General features: G+C 59.0%; 9 protein-coding genes. All 9 read left to right on the forward strand.

Features of this window, described 5'->3' with window-relative positions:
* The first annotated feature begins 149 nt into the window (after positions 1-149).
* The 9 genes from HWX48_RS03915 (at position 150) to argF (ending at position 18785) form a co-directional block, all read left to right on the forward strand.
* Positions 150-6065, forward strand: a complete 5916-nt coding sequence (locus HWX48_RS03915; protein ID WP_175954814.1) for an Ig-like domain-containing protein — start codon at positions 150-152, stop codon at positions 6063-6065.
* Positions 6066-6434: 369 nt separating this feature from the next.
* Positions 6435-7400, forward strand: coding sequence for a MoxR family ATPase (locus HWX48_RS03925; protein WP_175954819.1), 966 nt, complete (start codon positions 6435-6437; stop codon positions 7398-7400).
* 2 nt (positions 7401-7402) lie between these two features.
* Positions 7403-8710: a DUF58 domain-containing protein gene (locus tag HWX48_RS03930; RefSeq protein ID WP_175954821.1), complete on the forward strand. Its 1308-nt coding sequence runs from the start codon at positions 7403-7405 to the stop codon at positions 8708-8710.
* Positions 8707-11178, forward strand: a complete 2472-nt coding sequence (locus HWX48_RS03935) for a transglutaminase domain-containing protein (protein ID WP_175954823.1) — start codon at positions 8707-8709, stop codon at positions 11176-11178. The genes HWX48_RS03930 and HWX48_RS03935 overlap by 4 nt, the downstream gene beginning before the upstream one ends.
* Complete coding sequence (locus HWX48_RS03940; protein WP_175954825.1) at positions 11171-12607, forward strand: RDD family protein; 1437 nt, start codon at positions 11171-11173, stop codon at positions 12605-12607. The genes HWX48_RS03935 and HWX48_RS03940 overlap by 8 nt, the downstream gene beginning before the upstream one ends.
* A 75-nt stretch (positions 12608-12682) precedes the next feature.
* Positions 12683-14389 (forward strand): FHA domain-containing protein, encoded by a 1707-nt coding sequence (locus tag HWX48_RS03945; protein WP_175954827.1) that lies wholly within the window; start codon positions 12683-12685, stop codon positions 14387-14389.
* A complete protein-coding gene (locus HWX48_RS03950; protein WP_175954829.1) occupies positions 14389-16146 on the forward strand; it encodes a serine/threonine-protein kinase in 1758 nt (585 codons plus the stop codon). Before HWX48_RS03945 ends, HWX48_RS03950 begins: the two co-directional genes overlap by 1 nt.
* Before the next feature lie 209 nt (positions 16147-16355).
* A complete protein-coding gene (locus HWX48_RS03955; protein WP_175954831.1) occupies positions 16356-17567 on the forward strand; it encodes an arginine deiminase in 1212 nt (403 codons plus the stop codon).
* Between the two features lie 216 nt (positions 17568-17783).
* On the forward strand, positions 17784-18785 hold the full coding sequence (gene argF, locus HWX48_RS03960) for an ornithine carbamoyltransferase (protein ID WP_175954834.1): 1002 nt from the start codon (positions 17784-17786) through the stop codon (positions 18783-18785).
* Positions 18786-18790: the final 5 nt, after the last annotated feature.

Below are 18790 nucleotides of genomic sequence, written 5' to 3' on the forward strand. Positions count from 1 at the left end.
AGGGTGTATAAACAGTTGGGAAATTGCTGCGCCATTTGTCTTTCGTAGTCTCCTAAAACCGCCTAAGCTGGCTCTCGGGTATGCACATATTAAAAATGCTTTGGAGGCAGTGAGTTGATCGTCAAAGTTCGAGGAAGGAGGCTGGTGCCATGAGGAAAAAACGCCTCATCCAGAAAATGACAAGCTTAACGACAATGGTCGGCGTTACCAGTATCGTTTTTGCTGCCCTCCTTAATCCCGGACAGCACACAGCCGAGGTGAACCTCCACGATGGTGGTGTATGGGTGACCAACAGCAGTCTCAACCTCGTCGGACACCTGAACTACCGCGCCCGCACACTCGACTCGGCTATGCGCACCAGTAGCAGCGAGTTTGATGTCGTCCAAAACGGTGAAAGCGTTCATCTGCTTGACACCGAAAACGACACATTCGCCCCTATCGACGTGGCGACATCCTCCATTGTCAATCCAGTGTCTTTCCCTGACCTTAGCGTCAATGCCGGAGGGCGCACCATCGCTCTCAGTGATAGGGGTTCAGGACGTGTTTGGACCCAGTCACTCACGTCCGCTAGCGAGTTCTCACCCGATGCTGTCGCTCCCGTTATCGATAATGTTCCCAGTGCCGTCACTCTCGTGGGTACTGACGGCACTGTCCATGCAACCTCTCCTCAATCGAAGATTCTCGTCTCCGTACCAGCAGGACGTGACGCGAGCAGCGCCGTAGTACGTGAACTTCCTCAGCTTGGGGAGAACGCAAACCTCGTGCTCACGGCAGTTGGCTCCAAGCCAGTTGTTTTCGATCGAGCACACTCCACCCTTTATCTCCCTAACGGTGATCGGCGTGTTCTTGAGCCGTCCACTTACGCGCTTCAAGAACCCGGACCAGAATCCGACAGCGTGATTCTCGCTGACATGACTCGGCTTCTGAGCGTCCCCCTCGCAGGTGGAGAGATCGCATTCTCTCAAAAACACGAATCTTCCGGTAATCCTGTCAGGCCCGTTGTTCACCGAGGCTGCGCCTATGGTGCCTGGACCGGCTCTGGGAACTTCAGCCGCGACTGCCTCAAAGATGGAGCTGACTCACATGGTCTCGTTGATTCCCTCAGCAACGTCCATGAAGCACGCTTCCGCACGAACCGTGATGTCATCGTCCTGAACGATATCAAGTCCGGTTCACTGTGGCTTCCTGATCACAACATGATCCTTATCCAAGATTGGGACCAGGTACACTCCCAAGTTGAGGAAAAGGAAGAGTCAGAGGAAGACTCCGTCGACACTACGAAGGAGACCATCCTTCCTGAACGCACCGAAGAGAACAGTATTCCCATCGCTGAGGATGATGAGTTTGGTGTTCGCCCAGGACGTACCAACATCTTGCCGGTAATCCTCAATGATTCCGATCCTGATGGAGATTTCCTCACTGCGGTACCTGTCACGCAGCCTGAAGGGGCAGACGTTTCCGTCGCCAGATATGGGGCAGCGCTTCAGGTGAAACTTAAGGACGGCGTCACTGGAAGCCTTAGTTTTGACTACGAAGTTAATGACGGACGTGGTGGAATCGCCCGTGCTACCGTCAAACTTCTCGTTCGTGAGAATGGTGAGAACCATGCCCCCGTCCAGATGGTCATTCCTTCTGTTGACCTTGGCACTGCGAGTACGGCCACCTTCAACGCGCTGGCGAATTGGTACGACCCAGATGGGGACCCCTTCTACCTTGAATCCACAAAGGCTCCTCAAGGCATTAGTGTTCGACAACGTGAAACCGGGACTATCGATATGACTGAGGCAGGTCACGGCCCTGGGAAAGCCGTCGTTGAACTTTCTGTCTCCGATGGGCGTGCTACTGGTAAAGGTGAGATTGCTGCCAATATCAGTGGCGAAAGTAATGTTCCTCCTGTCGCAAACGTTGACCACCTGGTTGTTCGTCAGGGCGAGACTGCGGTTGCTCGAGTGCTCGACAATGACACGGACGCCAATGGCAACCCCCTGCGCATCGTCCAAGTCTCATCTCCGCCACTCGGCATCAGCCTCGACTGGGACGGTAGCGAAGGCACTCTCACAATCGGTGGAGATCGCGTTGGCTCCTACTATCTCACCTATATCGTGAGTGATGGCCCATCAACAGCCTCAGGAATTGTGCGTGTTGATGTCGTTGACGTGGCCGATGATCTGCATATTTCCGCTGAGGATGATTTCGGAGTCCTTCCCGTCGGCGGCTATGTACTTGTCGATCTCCTTGCTAATGACTCAGATCCTTCGGGCGGTATCCTCGCAGTTCAAAAAGTTGATCTTCCAGAGACATCACCGCTGTCTGTCGCCCTGCTCAATCACCAAGTCGTGCGAATCTCGGCCTCGCACAGTCTTGATAGTCCCCAGACCTTCGATTATACGGTGTCTAATGGAAGTTTCTCTGCGATCGCAACGGTCACCGTCATCCCACGCCCTGCAGACAACGCTCCCGAAAGACCTCAGGCTGCACCCGACAACCTTGTCGTCAGAGTCGGCGACGTTGGGAGCGTTGCTGTCCTCGACAATGATAGATCCCCTGCCGGGCTCAAACTGAGCGTTGCGCCTGTCCTCGAACACAGTGTGCCACTCGAGATGGCTACCGTCTTTCTTTCCGATAATGTTGTGCGAGTGCGTGGCGGCAACACTCCGGGGGCAGCCGACATTCACTACACCGTGGTTGATAGTTTTGGTCAGTTCCACACCTCGGTTGTTCACCTTATCGTTCGAGACACTGACGAGGGAGATAACACTGCGCCCAAGCCTCGGGACATCATCGTGCGCGCCCTTGCCGGTTCAACGACGAGCATCAAGATTCCCCTTGACGGAATCGACCAGGAAGGTGATTCAGTTACAGTTGAAGGTCTTGCAAGTTCGCCCCGGCTGGGTACAGCGCGCCTTGAGGGCACGACCATTCACTACGACGCTAGCCCCGAGGCTATTGGGACCGACACCTTTAGCTACAGCGTGCGTGACCGACTTGGCTTGGCGGCAGTAGGACGTATACGTGTGGGTATCGTTCAACGCTCTCCCCTGAACCAAAACCCTGTTGCTCTGCCGGACCTTGTTCGAGTACGGCCGGGAGCGAAGGTTGCTGTTGACGTTTTAGGAAATGACACAGACCCCGACGGTGATACAGTTCGCCTTGTTGACGGCTCCTTGAGTAGCCCTACAGCAAACCTCATTAGCCCAACCATTCACTCTGGCAGAATTGTCCTTAAAGCTCCGCAGCAAGAATCTCGCCATACGGTGCTCTACGGAGTTTCCGATGGTGCGGGCGGGAAGGCAGAAGGGGTACTCACTCTCTTGGTTACCCCCGATGCTCCGCTGCTTGCGCCTATCGCGCGAGACGATGCTGTCACCATTGAACAGGTACAGACAACTGAAGACAGCACCGTCACCATCTCAGTCCTCATGAATGATGAGGATCCCGATGGACTTACCGACGATCTTGAGCTGACTAGTAATGACAAGAATCTTCGAGTTAACACTGATAAAACCGTCACGGTGACTGTCACCGAAAAGGAACAGGTTCTCATCTACAGCATCACCGACCCCGATAAGATGACGGCCTCGGCGATTGTCCGTGTACCTGGACGCACCTATGAACGTCCCACCCTTGATACCCGTCCCCGGACGCTGGAAGTCAACGCCGGAGAGAGCATTGATATCTCCATCAATAACTATGTGGTAACCCGAGAAGGACGAAGCGTACGTCTGACCTCTGAAGACAAAGTCCGTGCAGGTATCGGTGCCAACGGTGCGCGTCTCGTGAAGTCACCAACCACCTTGACTTTCACTTCGGTACCTGACTTTGCTGGAATGACCTCCATCTCTTTTGAAGTCACAGACGGCACTGATATCAACGATTCTGAGGGGGCGACCGCATTCATCACCCTGCCAATTCGCGTCCTTGGAAAACAAAACCGGCCGCCGACAATTCGCCCCCGTCTTTTGCATGTCGGAGCAGGTGAAGACCCCATAACGCTTGACCTCGCACCAACAGTTTCAGATCCAGACGGCGAGAGTCCCACTACTTTCACCTACGCCCTGGCGGATGTTCCAGTAGGAATCAATGCTCAGCTTTCAGGTAGCACCTTGACCCTGAGCGCCGGTATCGAACAGCGAAAAGGCCCTATCGGAACCTTGACCGTCACTGTCACTGACGGTCAGGGAGCATCGGCAAGTGGGCAGTTCCCCATCACAGTGTTGGCAACGAGCCTGCCTCCGATTAAAATCTCGCCCGCACATATTGTCCTCGAAGGCGATGCAAGTGAGGAGATCGACATTGTCGATTACGCCGTCAATCCCATGCCAGAGAAAGGTCCTCTTACCCTCATTGGACAACCGCAGGCGAGCGAAGGCGGCATTGCCACGGCGAGCGGCACGCGTATTACCATCCAAGCTGCTCCTAAGTATGCCGGAAAGTTTGTTGTCACCTACCGCGTTGGCGACGCTACTAAGGATCCCTCTCGCGAGGTAACGGGCACGATCTCTGTTTCAGTTCTAAGCGTTCCTGAGGCCCCAAGGAACCTCCAGGCCGAAGCAGTTTCATCAAACGCTGTGCGCCTCACCTGGGAGACAGGAGACACACGAGGCCTACCGATTACTCGCTTTGTTGTCACCGATCATCACCAGGGTGACACCATTGATTGTGGAGTTGTGACTACCTGCGTTCTTCAGAATCGACGCCCAGGACAAGAACATGTCTTCTCTGTTGTTGCGCACAATAAGGTCGGTCCTTCCGATCCTTCCGCTCATGTCAGCATCAAACTTGATGTTGTTCCTGAGGCTCTCGCCCAGCCGTCCGTGAAAGCAGGAGATCGCGAAGTGTCGGTGACATGGTCTCCGCCACGCAATGAAGGATCTCCCATTCAGTCCTACGAAGTAACTTTGTCTCCTCATGGAAGCCAGACTATTCAAGTCAGCCCCGGACACGGCCCTCAAACAGCGGTGTTCAACGGATTGACGAACGGCATTGAGTATGTTGCTACAGTGACCGCCACCAACGCGCAGGGAACCTCTGTCGCCTCGCCTGCCAGCGTAAAGGTGAGGCCCTACGGGCGTCCCAGTCCTGTCGAGGGATTGGAGGCTACTTACGCCAACCTCGGTGCGGCAGCGCCGAGTGACAAGCCGATAGTTTCCGTGAGCTGGCGCCCCTCGTCCAACAATGGTCGCGCTGTCGAGTACTACACCGTGCGATCTGGCGATATTGTCAAGACTGTGGACGCCCCTACAACGTCAACCACCATCGAATTGCCGAGCTTCCCAACACAGCAAGTCACCTTCACGGTGACAGCGACGAATAATCGATCCAAGCCTAACGAATCGACATCAACGGCTGCATCAGTCTCGATCTGGGTGTATGGACGTCCTGCTCCGCCCAAGATTTTGTCCTTCACCCCAACGGGAAGAAGCAATGAATTGCGGCTGAGCTGGCAGCGAAGCCTCGGCGCTGCCGGTTGGAACCCGGATGAGCTTAGTTACGAATGGAGCAATGGTAGCCAGTGGTTCCCTCTCAGAGAGGATGTTCTCCGCGAGCCTGCATGGACGAATGGAACACCTCAGAGGGTGTCGCTACGCGCTGTCGGCCTTAGGAATGGGCAATCAGTGGCGTCTGAACCGGTAACTTCCAATGCCGCCATACCTTACGGCCCCCCTCAAGCGCCTGAGATCACCTGTCGAGGCGGTGACAAGCACGTTTACTGTAGGTGGCATGGAGGATCGGAGAACGGACGTTCAGGAACCCACCGTTTGCGTGGTCACGTCAACCGCGAAGTTGCCGCACAAGGTGAGCAAAACTTCCCTGTTGAACCCTCAACACCCGTGCGCGTCTGCATTGAGTTCACACAGAACGACTCGGTAAACCATGCCGTCCAAAACTGTGCGTCGGCAACTTCGGACGCCCACCCCACCCCCCGCCAGACCCAGAACCAGAACCAGAACCGCCCGGTCCCACGCCGAATCCTCCGGGTGGCGGTGATCCTCCGGGTGGCGGTGATCCTCCGGGTGGCGGTAATCCTCCGGGTGGCGGTAATCCACCTGATAATGGGTACTTAACATTCAGCCTGAACATGCGCTGGCCATATGGGCAGGTTACCTACACCGGAGATAATCTCCCGCAAGGTCGGTACAAGATTTATTGCTGGAATGCTGCTTCCGAGGATCAGATCAACTGGGGTGACTCGTTCCATAATCCTGGTAATTTCCTCGGGCTAGCTCCCGATCCTCGCTTTCCCAGCGAGCCGATGACGATTGAATTTGTTGGGCGTGGAGGCTTCAACTTCTACTGCTCAGGTAACCAGTATCAATCTCAGAGGCCCAACGAGAATTTCTCCATCCAGCTCTACTCTATTGACGGCCAACCGAATATCTGGATCCACTAACGCGCGGCAATTGTCCTCCAAGAAAGAGAAAGTAAGGTCTTCTATGACAACGACAGTGGAAAAGGCACAGTGGTTTGCTGACTCCTTCACCCGCATCACGAAGAACGTCTCGCAGGCTGTTCTGGGTAAAGAAGAGGTTGTTCGCCTTGCCTTGACCTGCATGTTTGCTGAGGGGCACCTGCTGCTTGAGGATGCTCCCGGAACGGGGAAGACCGCCTTGGCTCGTGCGATCGCCGCCACCGTGCAGGGCACGCACTCGCGCATCCAGTTCACCCCCGACCTGCTACCCTCAGACATCACCGGCGTGACCATTTACGAGCAGAAGACGGGGAATTGGGAGTTCCACAAGGGTCCGATCTTTGCCTCCATTGTGCTTGCGGATGAAATTAATCGCGCCTCGCCTAAGACCCAGTCCGCACTGCTGGAAGTCATGGAAGAATCCCGCGTGACCGTTGACGGCGTCCGCCACGAAACGGGCCGCCCCTTTATGGTCATCGCCACCCAAAACCCAGTCGAGCAGGCTGGCACCTACAAGCTGCCCGAAGCACAGCTGGATCGCTTCCTTATGAAGACTGAGTTGGGTTACCCAGACCATGATGCCGGGGTGTCCATCATCCTCGGTTCTGCTGCCCCGGACCGCTCTTCTCGCCTCAAGGCCGTCGTCTCCACGCAGGCTGTCGCCGAAATGGCCGACCTGGCTGCGGGCAACCATGTTGATCCGGCTATTGCCAGCTACGTTCAGAGCCTGTGCGAGGTCACCCGTATGGATCCCACCGTCCGTATTGGTGTGTCCACTCGTGGTGCAATTGGCATGATGCGCGCAGCCCGCGTGTGGGCCATGGCCCAGGGCCGCAACTATGTCACTCCCGACGACATCCAGAGCCTGGCCCAGCGCGTGTGGGCACACCGTCTCGTCCTCGACCCCGACGCAGAATTTGGCGGTGCCACCCGCGAGGCCGTGATCAGTGCTGCCCTTAAGGCAGTTGACTCGCCGACCGCAAGGGGGTAGTGGTGCCGCGTTCGACTCTTGCCCACCACCGTCGTGACGATCTTTCCCTGCGCGCCCGCACGCGTTTGCGTGCCCAGGCGCAAAAGGAGAGCCTGTCGCGAGCGTGGTCTGCTGCCGGAATGGCCTTCGAACGCATCCCTATTGTTGGTCGACTCAGACCCATTGGCCTGGCTATCACCCGCCTGGGATGGGCAGTGTGCTGGTCCGCTGTGCTCAGCCTCGGCATTGGCGTGTACTTCTCGTGGATTGAAGCCATTGCCACGGGCACTGTCTCACTCACCATCTTTCTGCTGGGGGTGCTTTCCTCTATGGGACGTGGCGGCCAACAGGTTGAGGTCGCCCTTGAAAGGTGCCGCGTTGTAGCTGGGGAGCACGCTTTGGGCGAAGTGACCGTCCTCAACCCCACCAGCCGGGCATTTAGTAGCACGCGCATTGACCTCCGTGTGGGGGAGACACTGGCTACTTTTACCGCCCCCCGTCTGGCAGCAGGGGAGGAACACCGCGAAGCCTTCGCGATCTCCACTTATAGACGCGGCGTCGTCACCGTCGGCCCTGCCCGATGTGTGCGAGGAGACGCTCTTGGTCTACTCCTCCACGCGAAGGCCTCGTCGGAGGTACTTGAACTGTTCGTCCACCCACGCACGGTGCGTATCTCATCGTCAGCCGTGGGCTTCATCCGCGACGTCGAAGGAGCCACCACTCAGGATCTGTCCTCAACAGATGTCTCCTTCCATGCCCTGCGCGACTACATGCCCGGCGACGACCGACGCAATATTCACTGGAAAACGACGGCGCGCACGAACTCGTTAATGGTTCGCCAATTCGAAGAAACCCGCCGCGCTCACCTGCTGATCGTGTTCGACCTTGATGAGGAGGCGTGGGAAGACGATCACGAGTTCGAATTAGGCGTCTCCGCAGTGGCCTCCCTCGTGCGTGTGTCCATGGGTGATTCCAAAGAGACGTCCATTGTCACTCAGAGCGGCCAACTAAAGTGTCCTACTGCCGTCCATGCCCTTGACGTGCTTGCTGGTATTGAACGCCTCAGCGTCGCTGAACGCCTTGTGAGCTTCACCCATCGGGCAGTCACGGAAGTTCCTCAAGCGTCTGTGGTCATTGTTGTTACTGGCTCACGAACATCGATCTCTGACCTCCACTCGGCCCTAGTGAAACTGCCCGTCTCATTGTTGATTGCCGCTTTGCGAATAATGCCCAACACGGAGCTGGAATCACGAACCATTGCTGGCGTCCCCGTTCTAGGTCTCCCCGATCTTGATGCTCTCGAAACTGCAATGAGGAAGGTGGCAGGATGAACACGATCCCTACCTTCTATCTGACTACCTCAGGGGCCGATAAGAAACAGCAGCGCCGCTACCTGCTCACCGACCTCATATTGGCCCTGGTACTCCTCCTGACCGCCGGGGTGGCCCACGGTGATGTCTTTGGTGACGCTTCGGGATACATTGCGGCAACAGGTGGCGTTGCTGTTGGACTGCTGTGCGCGCTCATTGCCGCGAAGGCGCGCTTTGGCCCGGCAATGAGCGCATTGATGCTCACCGCCGGATATCTCGCCGCTGGGGCCTACCTCGCGCTGCCGGAGACTCTTTCCCGAGGCTTTTTGCCCACCTTGGAATCGGTCCGTGCACTGCTCATTGGTGCGGTGACAGCGTGGAAGGACCTGCTCACCATCCAACCTCCAGCGGAGTCCTTCTCGGGGATGACAGTAGTCCCTTATCTTTCCGGCCTCGTCGCAGCCTTCGTCAGCGGTACCATCGTGATGCGTTCACAGAGGCGCACATGGGCAATCCTTCCGGCCATAGTCTTCGCTGTGATCGGGATCCTGTGGGGGTCTCAGCGTGCAGACTACGCGTTGGCTGTGGGTACTGTGGGTAGCATTATCGCCTGGGTGTGGGCTGCGGAAATCAGTAACCGCCGCCGCCACGCGGACGAGCAAAGCTCGGTTACCTTCGTAAATAGCGCCAAGCAATCCGCTCACCTCCAGCGAACCCGTGGTGCTGTGGTCGTGATCCTCGCCGCGGTGACGACTGCAGTGCTGGTGCCCATGCTGCCAGCGGCGCATCGAACAGTGCTGCGCGATTACGTTGATCCCCCTTTGGACCTGCATGAATACCATTCGCCGCTGGTGTTCTTTCGTGCGTGGAATACGCAGGAGGCCGACACTACTCTCTTCACCGTTGAAGGCCTGGGCAAGGATGAGCGCATCCATCTTGCGACCTTAGACCATTACGACGGCACTGTCTTTAAGATCAACGGTGAAGAAGGGGCGAAGAGTTTCCGACATGTGGGTCGTGACTTCACTGATTATGCCCTGCCTGAGGGAAGCGAAACGCGCACTCTGACGATCTCTTTGGCGAATTATGACGGGAACTGGTTGCCCACCGGCGGTCAGGTGCGTTCCTTGGAATACACGGCGGGTGATCTCGATGCACTCGCCTCGGCATTGTTCTACTCCGAGGAGCTCACGACCACGTTGAGTGTGCGTCAATTAGGTGAGGGCGTCACTTACCGAGCGCAGAGCGTTGTTGCCAAGCCGTGGGCTGACGCTAAGCTCCAGGACAAACCCTTTGAGAAGATCACGCTGCCTGAAGACAGCTATGTGCCTGAGAGTATTCACGATACGGCGCAGTTGTTCACCGAGGGGAAGAACGCGGGTATCGAGCAGGTACGCGCCCTTCAACAGCGCCTGCATGACGAGGGATTCTACTCTGATGGTCTTTCGGGGAGTTCTGTCCCCGGGCACCGTTCCGATCGTTTGGCGGCTTTCCTTGAGGCGCCGCAGATGGTGGGCGATGACGATCAATACGCTCCCGCGATGGCGCTCATGCTGCGTTCGTTGGGTATTCCTTCTCGGGTGGTCATGGGCTTTTACCCGGAGACCTACACTGATGGGCCGATTCCGATTACCGGCAAGGATGTCCACGTGTGGGTGGAGGTTCCTTTCCGAGGTGCGGGGTGGGTGCCTTTCGATCCGACTCCGCCCAAGGACCAGCAGCCTCAAACCGAGGTGCCAAAGCCGAAGCCGAACCCGCGTCCTTTGGTGATTCAGCCTCCCGAGCCTCCTGAGGAGCCTGCGGAGGTTCCTCCGGAGGCCGTTGAAGATCCCAAGGATGACGATGAGCCGAAGGACGATGGGTGGGGAGAGCTCCTGCTTCTCATTGTCAAGATCGGGGCCGGGGTTTCGGTTCTGATTCTGCCCTTCGTCGTGATTGTCCTAATCAAGGGCATGATTCGTTTGCTGCGTCGCCGTCGCAAGCGTGAGGATCTGCGCGCTGCTGCCGCCTGGGATGAAGTGGTGGACCGTGCGACTGACCTGGGTATTGAGGTGATGATGGGAGTTTCGCGCCCGCGTCAGGCTCAGTGGATTGATCGTCAGCTCAGTGACGAGGCCGACGCCACGGTGTCTGAGGGAAGCGAGTTGAGTTTCCTCGCCTATGACGATGAGCGTTCGGAGTTGGTGACCCTTGCGGAGGAGCTGGACCGGGCGGTCTTTAGCGCTCCGCGGGTGAGCAGCAGCCAAAGTGACGACATGTGGTCAAGAAGTGTTACTGTTGTCAAAACTTTGCGTAAGCGCGCCTCGTGGCGCCAGCGTTTGGGAGGGACTTTCTCGACGCGGGCTCTACGAATGCGGGCACGACGACGTCGAATTCACAAACGGCGGGACAAAAAACTGATTGCACAACGCAAAGCCGCACACAAACGTGGCGGGAATGGTAGTGTCTCTGCCGTTACCACATCCCGCAGGAGGAACCGCAATGGCTGAAATGAAGGTCCAAGGCCGCATTCCCGTCGTGGTCCCTGAGCACCTTGACGGGGCAGTTGCAGCAGGAAACAGCCCGCGGGCGCAGGCAAAGATCGTCGACATTATCGTTTACGTGCTTGGTCTGCTCATCACCTTTGGTATCCCCCGGATCCTTCTTTCCCTTCATCCGGGCGTCGCCTCAATGCCTGACCAGGGCTGGAACGCCGTGCTTGTCGTGTTCTGGCCGATCTTCGGCATTATTCTCGTCGCTGCCTACACGATCATGAGCCTGTACTGGGTGAGTCGTGATGGGCAAACCCCCGGGATGAAAATTGCCTCTATTCGTTGGATCCGCCTTGATGACGGTACCCGTGGCGGAAGCAGCTCTATCCGCAAGTTCGCCTTGGAGCTTCTGACGGGTCTTGTGAGCGCAGGTCTTTTCCCGCTGGTGGTCTGGCTGACGTCCCAGGGCGAGGTCAATAGGACATGGTTTGACCGCGTCTGCGGCACCGTCACCATTCACCTTGGCGAAGGAACGGATCCTTCGGCCATGCTTGGTCGTCGGGGAGGACGTTACCGCCGCCGTCAGGAACGCTCGCAGGGATCGGCCGCCGAGGACAGTGGCAACCGGCGCTACGCCTTGAGTGCGCGTCCTGACGAGGTTGTCGTTCAGGATGACGGTGTCATCGGTGATGTCCCCGCACTTGGGGCACTCGCCGAAGAAATGGGCGTGGAACACGCACCCGTGACATCCATTCCTATTGAAATGTCGCGAGACTACGACGACATTCGTCAGTCTCTTGAAAAGGTTCGCTCAATCATTAATCCGGAAGAAGGAGCCTCCTCCTCGCATGAGAGTGCTCCTCAACCGGCAGACGAATCAACGCCGACGCCCTCTGTGCCCCCCACGCCTGAAGAAGCTACCCCTCAGACTGATATGAGCGTCTTTGCTCCCGTCGCCCCTGAGGTGGAGGAGGCTCCTCTGGCCCCCTCTGAGGTTGAGGCCGAACGCGATATTGACCTGACCACGGTGCGTGGCGTCCCCCTGATGGCTGCCATGGCCGCTCAGGAAGGCGATGAAGGTTTCAGCGCCTTTGAAAGGACGCTGGGTTTCCGTCCGATCGGTTCAATCCGCCTTGTCTTCGACGACGGAACAAGCATTGATCTCGTGGGTGAGGCTGTCATCGGCCGCGACCCCGTGCTTCCTGAAGGGCACACGCATGTGCGTCGCCTTTCCGTTCGTGATCCGAGTCGCTCAGTGTCAAAAACCCACCTGAGGGTCGCGGTAGAGGGCGATGCCGTCATCGTGGAAGACCTCCACTCAACCAATGGCACACGCATTACGCCTCCCACAGGAGGTTCGCGTTCGCTGACCCCGGGCACACCTGAACGTGCTGAAGCAGGATCCTCTGTCATATTCGGCCGCCGAACCTTCGTGGTTGGCGGATGAGACTCCCCCGCAACGTTGCGGACACACCAGACCACTATCGGGCTCAAGAAGCCCACCAACCCTAGGAAGGTAGACATGAAGAACTGGAAATGGACCATCGGTTCGGCGCCGGCGGCAATCGCTCCCGGCGGCGTTGTTGTCCTCGAGAACGGATACGAACAGCTTGCCCATCGTCTGTGGGAGATGCTCAACGCCGACGCGGGCTTGGGACGTATCCTGCAAGAGATCACCGCAGCGTCCAACGCTGACCTGGAGTCACTGCCAAGCTTCGTGGTGATGATCCACAACGGTGACAGTGAACATATCGCGGTTCGTGGGAGCTTCGACATCGATCTGCACATGGGAGGACACTCCCAGACCATCTCCGGCGCCTCGCTGATTACCTGGTCCGAGCAGCGTGACATCCGCGCTGAAGGCTGGCGTATTCGCTCCACCCTCGCAGCCATTGATCCGGTCGCCACCGAGTGGACCGCCAGCAGCGGTGTGCTGCCTATCCATACCCTCAGCTCCGGCTCTGAAGGCTCCGGCTCTTCAGATAAGGAGGGAGACACAGCGGAGTTATCCGCTGACATTCTCTCTGACATCGTTGACGACAACTCCTCGGCATCCCGTGCCCTCGTGGATGACCACGAGGAGAGCGCAGAGGACCTCCTAGGTGATACCGATCCGATTACCCCAGTGGACGGTATGCCTGCCGCCGAGCTCCAGGAGGCCGCCCTCGTTGAGGAGCCTCAGAATGCTGCGTCTCCCGCAGAATCCGAAGAGCCTGTGGAAACAGAGCTGCCTTCCGCCCCGGAGGACAATGCACAGGGCGCGCCTGAGAGGGAGGATATCCCTGAGGCTGAGCTCGACGTGACGGAGGCTGATCCTGCTCACGAGGGCGCCGCCCTGCCCGAGGCAGAGGAGACGGAAGCGGAAGAGATTCATGAGCCCGAACCCGTCGCCGAGGTCATTGATCACGTCGCAATCTTCGACGAGGAAGCTCCAATGGTTGAGCCTCAACCCGTCGATGAGCCCGTCGAGGCTGCACAGGATGCCGCTCTGTCCGAGGAACCCATCGTCGTAGCTGAGCCAGTGGAGGATCACGTTGACGCTGCTCACAGTGTTGACGATGAGGAGCCCGCCTTCAGTGCGACGCCGACGAATGTCTCTGAGGAGTACCCGGCGGAGTTCACCTCCGGGAAGTTCTTCATTGACTCGGTTCCTCAGGAGTTCATCCCCTCTGACACCCAGTCCACCCCTGAGGAAGAGAGCGACTTCGGCGATCATGCGGGTGACACCGTGATGGTTTCAGGGGCGACTGTGAGTGATCCTCACGGAGCAGACGAGGTTCCCCAAATCCTCGCTATCCTCTGCGAGGATGGACACCCCAATCCCACTCACGTCAAGCAGTGCCGCGTGTGTGAAAAGCCGATGAGCCGCAATCTGGTGCGCGTCCCACGCCCACCGTTGGGTTCACTGATTTTCTCCACCGGTGAAGTGGTCTCTTTGGACCGCGACGTTGTGGTGGGCCGCCGCCCTTCGGCCAAACAACAAGAGGGACGGCCGGAACCACGCCTGGTGTCCCTGCCAAGCCCGAATCGTGAAATCTCTCGTAATCACTGTGAGATCCGCGTGGACGGTTGGGATATCCGCATTCGCGACCTGGGCTCCAACAACGGCACCTTCCTGACACGTGAGGGGCAAGAACCCCTGCGTGTGGGCGAGGCATTCCCCGTGATCCTGCGTAATGGTGACACTATTGATCTAGGAGAATCCATCACCATTCGATTGGAGTACTGATGGCTCGACGCCGTCTGGACCCGCCGCCACTACCCAATGCCTCGTATATGAGCCACTTGGGTAGTGGCGGCTTCGCTGACGTTTTCCTATACAAACAGGACATTCCTCAACGCAATATTGCCGTCAAGGTCCTTCGCCATGAAGCGACCTCGGAGCAGAACGTCGCCTTCGAAGCCGAAGCGAACCTCATGGCGAGCATGTCCGCACACCCCTCAATCCTGTCCGTGTATGGGGCAGGCGTCAGCTCAGATGGGCGTCCCTACCTCATGATGGAATACTGCCCGCCCCCCAACCTTGGGCAGCGTGCCAGAAAGCGTCCCCTGCCAGTGCCTCGCGTGCTCGATATGGGCATCAGGATCGCAGGAGCGGTGGAGACACTCCACCGGGCGAATATCCTTCACCGCGACATTAAGCCCTCCAACATCCTCATCACCCAATTTGGCCACCCGGTCCTGACCGACTTTGGTGTGGCTGTCGCAACCGACCAGACCAAACGCCTAGGTGGGGGAGGGTTCTCTATCCCGTGGGCGTCCCCCGAGCAGCAAAACGGGGTGGGCCCTTTCAGCCCAGCCATGGACGTGTACTCACTGTCGGCAACCATTTACACGATGCTGACAGGACGCTCGCCCTTTGAAATCCCCGGCGGAGACAATAGCGAGGTCGCCCTCCTCTCACGCGTTCTGCGCTCACCCGTTCCCAGCATCGGACGTCAGGACGTCCCTGAGGAACTGGAGCGCGTGCTGTCGATCGGCATGTCCAAAGATCCCAGCCACCGCTACCCCTCGGCGATGGACCTGGCCATCGCCTTACAGCATGTCCAAGCCGACATGCATCAGCGGCCCACGCACTTCGACGTCCTCGAAACCGAACCGGCCCTGTCGGTCACGATCGACGACGATGACCGCACACGTGTCCGCCCTCTGCTGGCCATTGACCTGCGTCGAGGCGCCGCTCCCGCCGAACGCGCCGCATCTTCCCCGACGGAGGCCTCAACGAGCCAGGGCTCCTACGGGCATGCCGCCACCGCCCCCCACACTGGATCCTCCGCCTCGGCCTCGTCAGAGAATGCCCCCCACGCGCCTGCGTCGTCGGCAGGCAGTGAGGAGGCATCCGCCGCCGATGGCCCGCGCGATCTCGAGAGTGAACTCGCACCCACCGACGTGATGACCGACGGGAGGCGATACGCCTCACCGGCCGCCATGCCGCATTTGGGCTCAGAAATTGACGAGGTCACCAGCGCCTCCCGTACCGGCAACGATACCCACACGACCTGGTCCACCCGTACCGGCACCCTGCTTGAGGACGGCCTGGTCTTTACCACCCGCGGTGGCGTCGATAAAGCAAAGCCCTCCTCCTTGTCGCGTGGCCTCCTGGGCGCGGTGCTCATCATTCTCAGCGCTCTTGTGGGCTGGGGGATTTGGGGAGTCATTCAGGGCAGCCTCCTGCCCTCAACCTCCCCCAATCAAGAACCCTCCCATGAACTGCCCGTCGAAGACACTGCAGCCCCTGTGACCGGGTTACGCGGGGAGGTCAACGATCAGGGCGTGCGCTTCACCTGGGATCGCCAAGACTCCGATGTCATCTATCTTTTCCGCGTCAGTGACCCCCTGGAAGAGCACCAGGTTCGGCGTACCCGCAGCCCTGAAGCGACAGTGGATCCGGTCAAGGGACGCACCTGCCTGGAAGTTGTCGTGGTCCCCGCTAAAGGTGCTGGAAAGAACTCCGCCCCTGTGGTGGAGTGCGTCGAAACGCCCTAGCAACGGCCCCGCATCGCCCAGGCATTGTGTTGGCCGTGTAGTGGCCCGTCGCTAAGGGACTACTCGCATCCGGGCACCTGCCTGGCCTGATCGCTCCCTCTCCGGAATGCCACGAGCTGGGCAAAATCCCCCGTACGCGCCGAAAGCTGTACGGTTAAGCAAAGCGTTTCGACGCGCGCACCCCAGCGACTCTGGAAAGGAACCTGCCCATGATCGTCTCTGATCTTGCACCCCTGGCCCAAGTCATCGTGCACCGCCCCGGCAAGGAAATGCTGCGCCTGACCCCGTCGAATAAGGACGAACTCCTCTTCGACGATCTCCTGTGGCTTGAACGCGCCCAAGAAGAACACGACGCCTTCGCTCAGGCCCTGGGCAGCCGCGGAGCTGAAGTGCTCTACTTTGAGACGCTCCTAGCGGAAGCCCTGCATTCACCCCAGGCCCGCGAACAGGCCCTCAACGAGGTCGTCACCACCGAGGCCTTCGGCTGCGCCGCCCTGGACGCTATTCGCTCCTACGCTGAGAGCCTCAGCCCTGAAGACCTGGCTGAACTTCTCATCGCCGGTATCACCAAGCGTGAACTCCTAGACCGTGTGGCCGTGCCAGCCTCGACAATCATTGGCGCCTTGAACGCCGACGATTTCATCCTCACCCCCCTGCCCAACCACCTCTTCACCCGTGACACCTCCGCCTGGATCCACGACGGGGTGTTCATCGGCTCCATGTGTAAGCGTGCCCGCCTGCGTGAATCCGTCAACGCGCGCCTCATCTACTCGCACCACCCGCGCTTTGCTGACACCCTGCAGTGGGATGACGGGCGCGCGGGCACCGCCACCGTTGAAGGCGGCGACATTATGGTGCTCGGCAATGACACGGTCATAGTCGGTATGGGGGAACGGACCAACGCCCAAGGCGTTGAACGCCTCGCGCTCAAACTCTTCGAGGGCGGCACCATCGCTCAGGTGATCGCCATGGAAATGCCCAAAGCGCGCGCCCTCATGCACTTCGATACGGCCATGACCATGGCTGATGAGGGAACCTTCGTCAAATACGCAGGCCTTGGCATGCTGCGCTCCCACACGATCCGCCCCGGCCTGACCCCTGGAAGCGTGTCCGTCACCGACAATCCCGGCGAAGACATGCACAAGGTGATCGCCGGAGCTCTTGGCCTAGACTCCATCCGCGTCCTTAACCCGCCGATGGACAGCCTGGCTGCCGAACGTGAGCAGTGGAACGACGGCTCTAATCTGCTGGCTATCGCTCCCGGTGTCGTCATTGCCTACGAACGTAATACTGTCACCAATGACTATCTGGAGAGTCAGGGATTGACCGTCGTGCCCGTCCCCGGCAATGAGCTTGGTCGAGGACGAGGCGGCCCGCGCTGCATGAGCTGCCCCATCGCCCGCGACTCCGACGAGGAGTAAGTCGCACGCGCCCTAGGAAGGGAGGCTATGCCGGGAGGGGTGGCCGCCCTGGGAGAGGCGGCCACCACCGGTGGTGAAGGGCCCCACGGCGGGGGACGGGAGGCCGCCACGCTGGGAGGGCGGCCTCGCCCTCGTCAATCGACGAACGCGATACCATACGAGCGACACGCCGCACCGGCACCCCAACATCCCCTCACTCCGGGAAAGGACACCCCCATGCCCCACGCGCTTCACGGCCGCCATTTCCTGCGCGAGCTCGACTTCACCCCCGCCGAATGGCGCTCCCTCATCGACCTCGCCGCCGAACTCAAAGCCGCGAAGAAGGATGGCCGTGAAAAACAGACGATGACGGGCCTGAATATCGCCCTCATCTTCGAAAAGACCTCCACCCGCACCCGCTGCTCCTTCGAGGTCGCCGCCCACGACCAAGGCGCCCACGTCACCTACCTCGACCCCACGGCCTCGCAGATAGGCCACAAAGAATCCGTCGCCGACACCGCTAGGGTCCTGGGCCGCATGTTTGACGGCATTGAATACCGCGGTGACCTGCAGTCCAATGTGGACATCCTCGCCGAGCTTTCAGGCGTGCCCGTGTGGAATGGCCTCACCGACGACTGGCACCCCACGCAGATGCTCTGCGACTCCCTGACCATGCTCGAACACGCCGGCGGGCGAGACCTCAACGAAATCTCCTACGCCTACGTCGGTGACGCCCGCTTCAATATGGGCCGCTCCCTCCTGATCAACGGCGCGATGATTGGCGCCGACGTGCGCATCGTCGCCCCCAAAGCCCTATGGCCCGACGAGGAATGCATCGCTCAAGCCCGTCGCGTCGCAGAAGAGACAGGCGCCCGCGTTACCCTCACTGAATCGGTGGACGAGGGCGTCGCCGGGGTGGACTTCGTGCACACCGACATTTGGGTGTCCATGGGCGAACCCAAGGAGGTGTGGGACGAGCGCATCGCCATGCTGCGCGACTACCAGGTCAACGCCTCGCTGATGGCCACGGCCGGCCCGCAGGCAAAATTCATGCACTGCCTGCCGGCCTACCACGACCGCAATACCGTCATCGGTGAGCAGCTGTACCAGGCCACCGGCATGGACGGGGTGGAGGTCACCAATGATGTCTTCGAGTCAGAAGCATCCATCGTCTTTGACCAGGCAGAAAACCGTATGCACACCATTAAGGCCGTGATGGTGGCAACCCTGGGGCGCTGATCGAG

The organism is Schaalia sp. Marseille-Q2122, assembly GCF_903645355.1.
Classification (GTDB): Bacteria; Actinomycetota; Actinomycetes; order Actinomycetales; family Actinomycetaceae; genus Pauljensenia.

Excerpts from the sequence above, each read along its gene's own strand:
- HWX48_RS03915 (WP_175954814.1), top strand. The coding sequence starts at position 150 with ATGAGGAAAAAACGCCTCATCCAGAAAATGACAAGCTTAACGACAATG.
- HWX48_RS03925 (WP_175954819.1), top strand. The coding sequence starts at position 6,435 with ATGACAACGACAGTGGAAAAGGCACAGTGGTTTGCTGACTCCTTCACC.
- HWX48_RS03935 (WP_175954823.1), top strand. The coding sequence starts at position 8,707 with ATGAACACGATCCCTACCTTCTATCTGACTACCTCAGGGGCCGATAAG.
- HWX48_RS03940 (WP_175954825.1), top strand. The coding sequence starts at position 11,171 with ATGGCTGAAATGAAGGTCCAAGGCCGCATTCCCGTCGTGGTCCCTGAG.
- HWX48_RS03945 (WP_175954827.1), top strand. The coding sequence starts at position 12,683 with ATGAAGAACTGGAAATGGACCATCGGTTCGGCGCCGGCGGCAATCGCT.
- HWX48_RS03950 (WP_175954829.1), top strand. The coding sequence starts at position 14,389 with ATGGCTCGACGCCGTCTGGACCCGCCGCCACTACCCAATGCCTCGTAT.
- HWX48_RS03955 (WP_175954831.1), top strand. The coding sequence starts at position 16,356 with ATGATCGTCTCTGATCTTGCACCCCTGGCCCAAGTCATCGTGCACCGC.
- argF (WP_175954834.1), top strand. The coding sequence starts at position 17,784 with ATGCCCCACGCGCTTCACGGCCGCCATTTCCTGCGCGAGCTCGACTTC.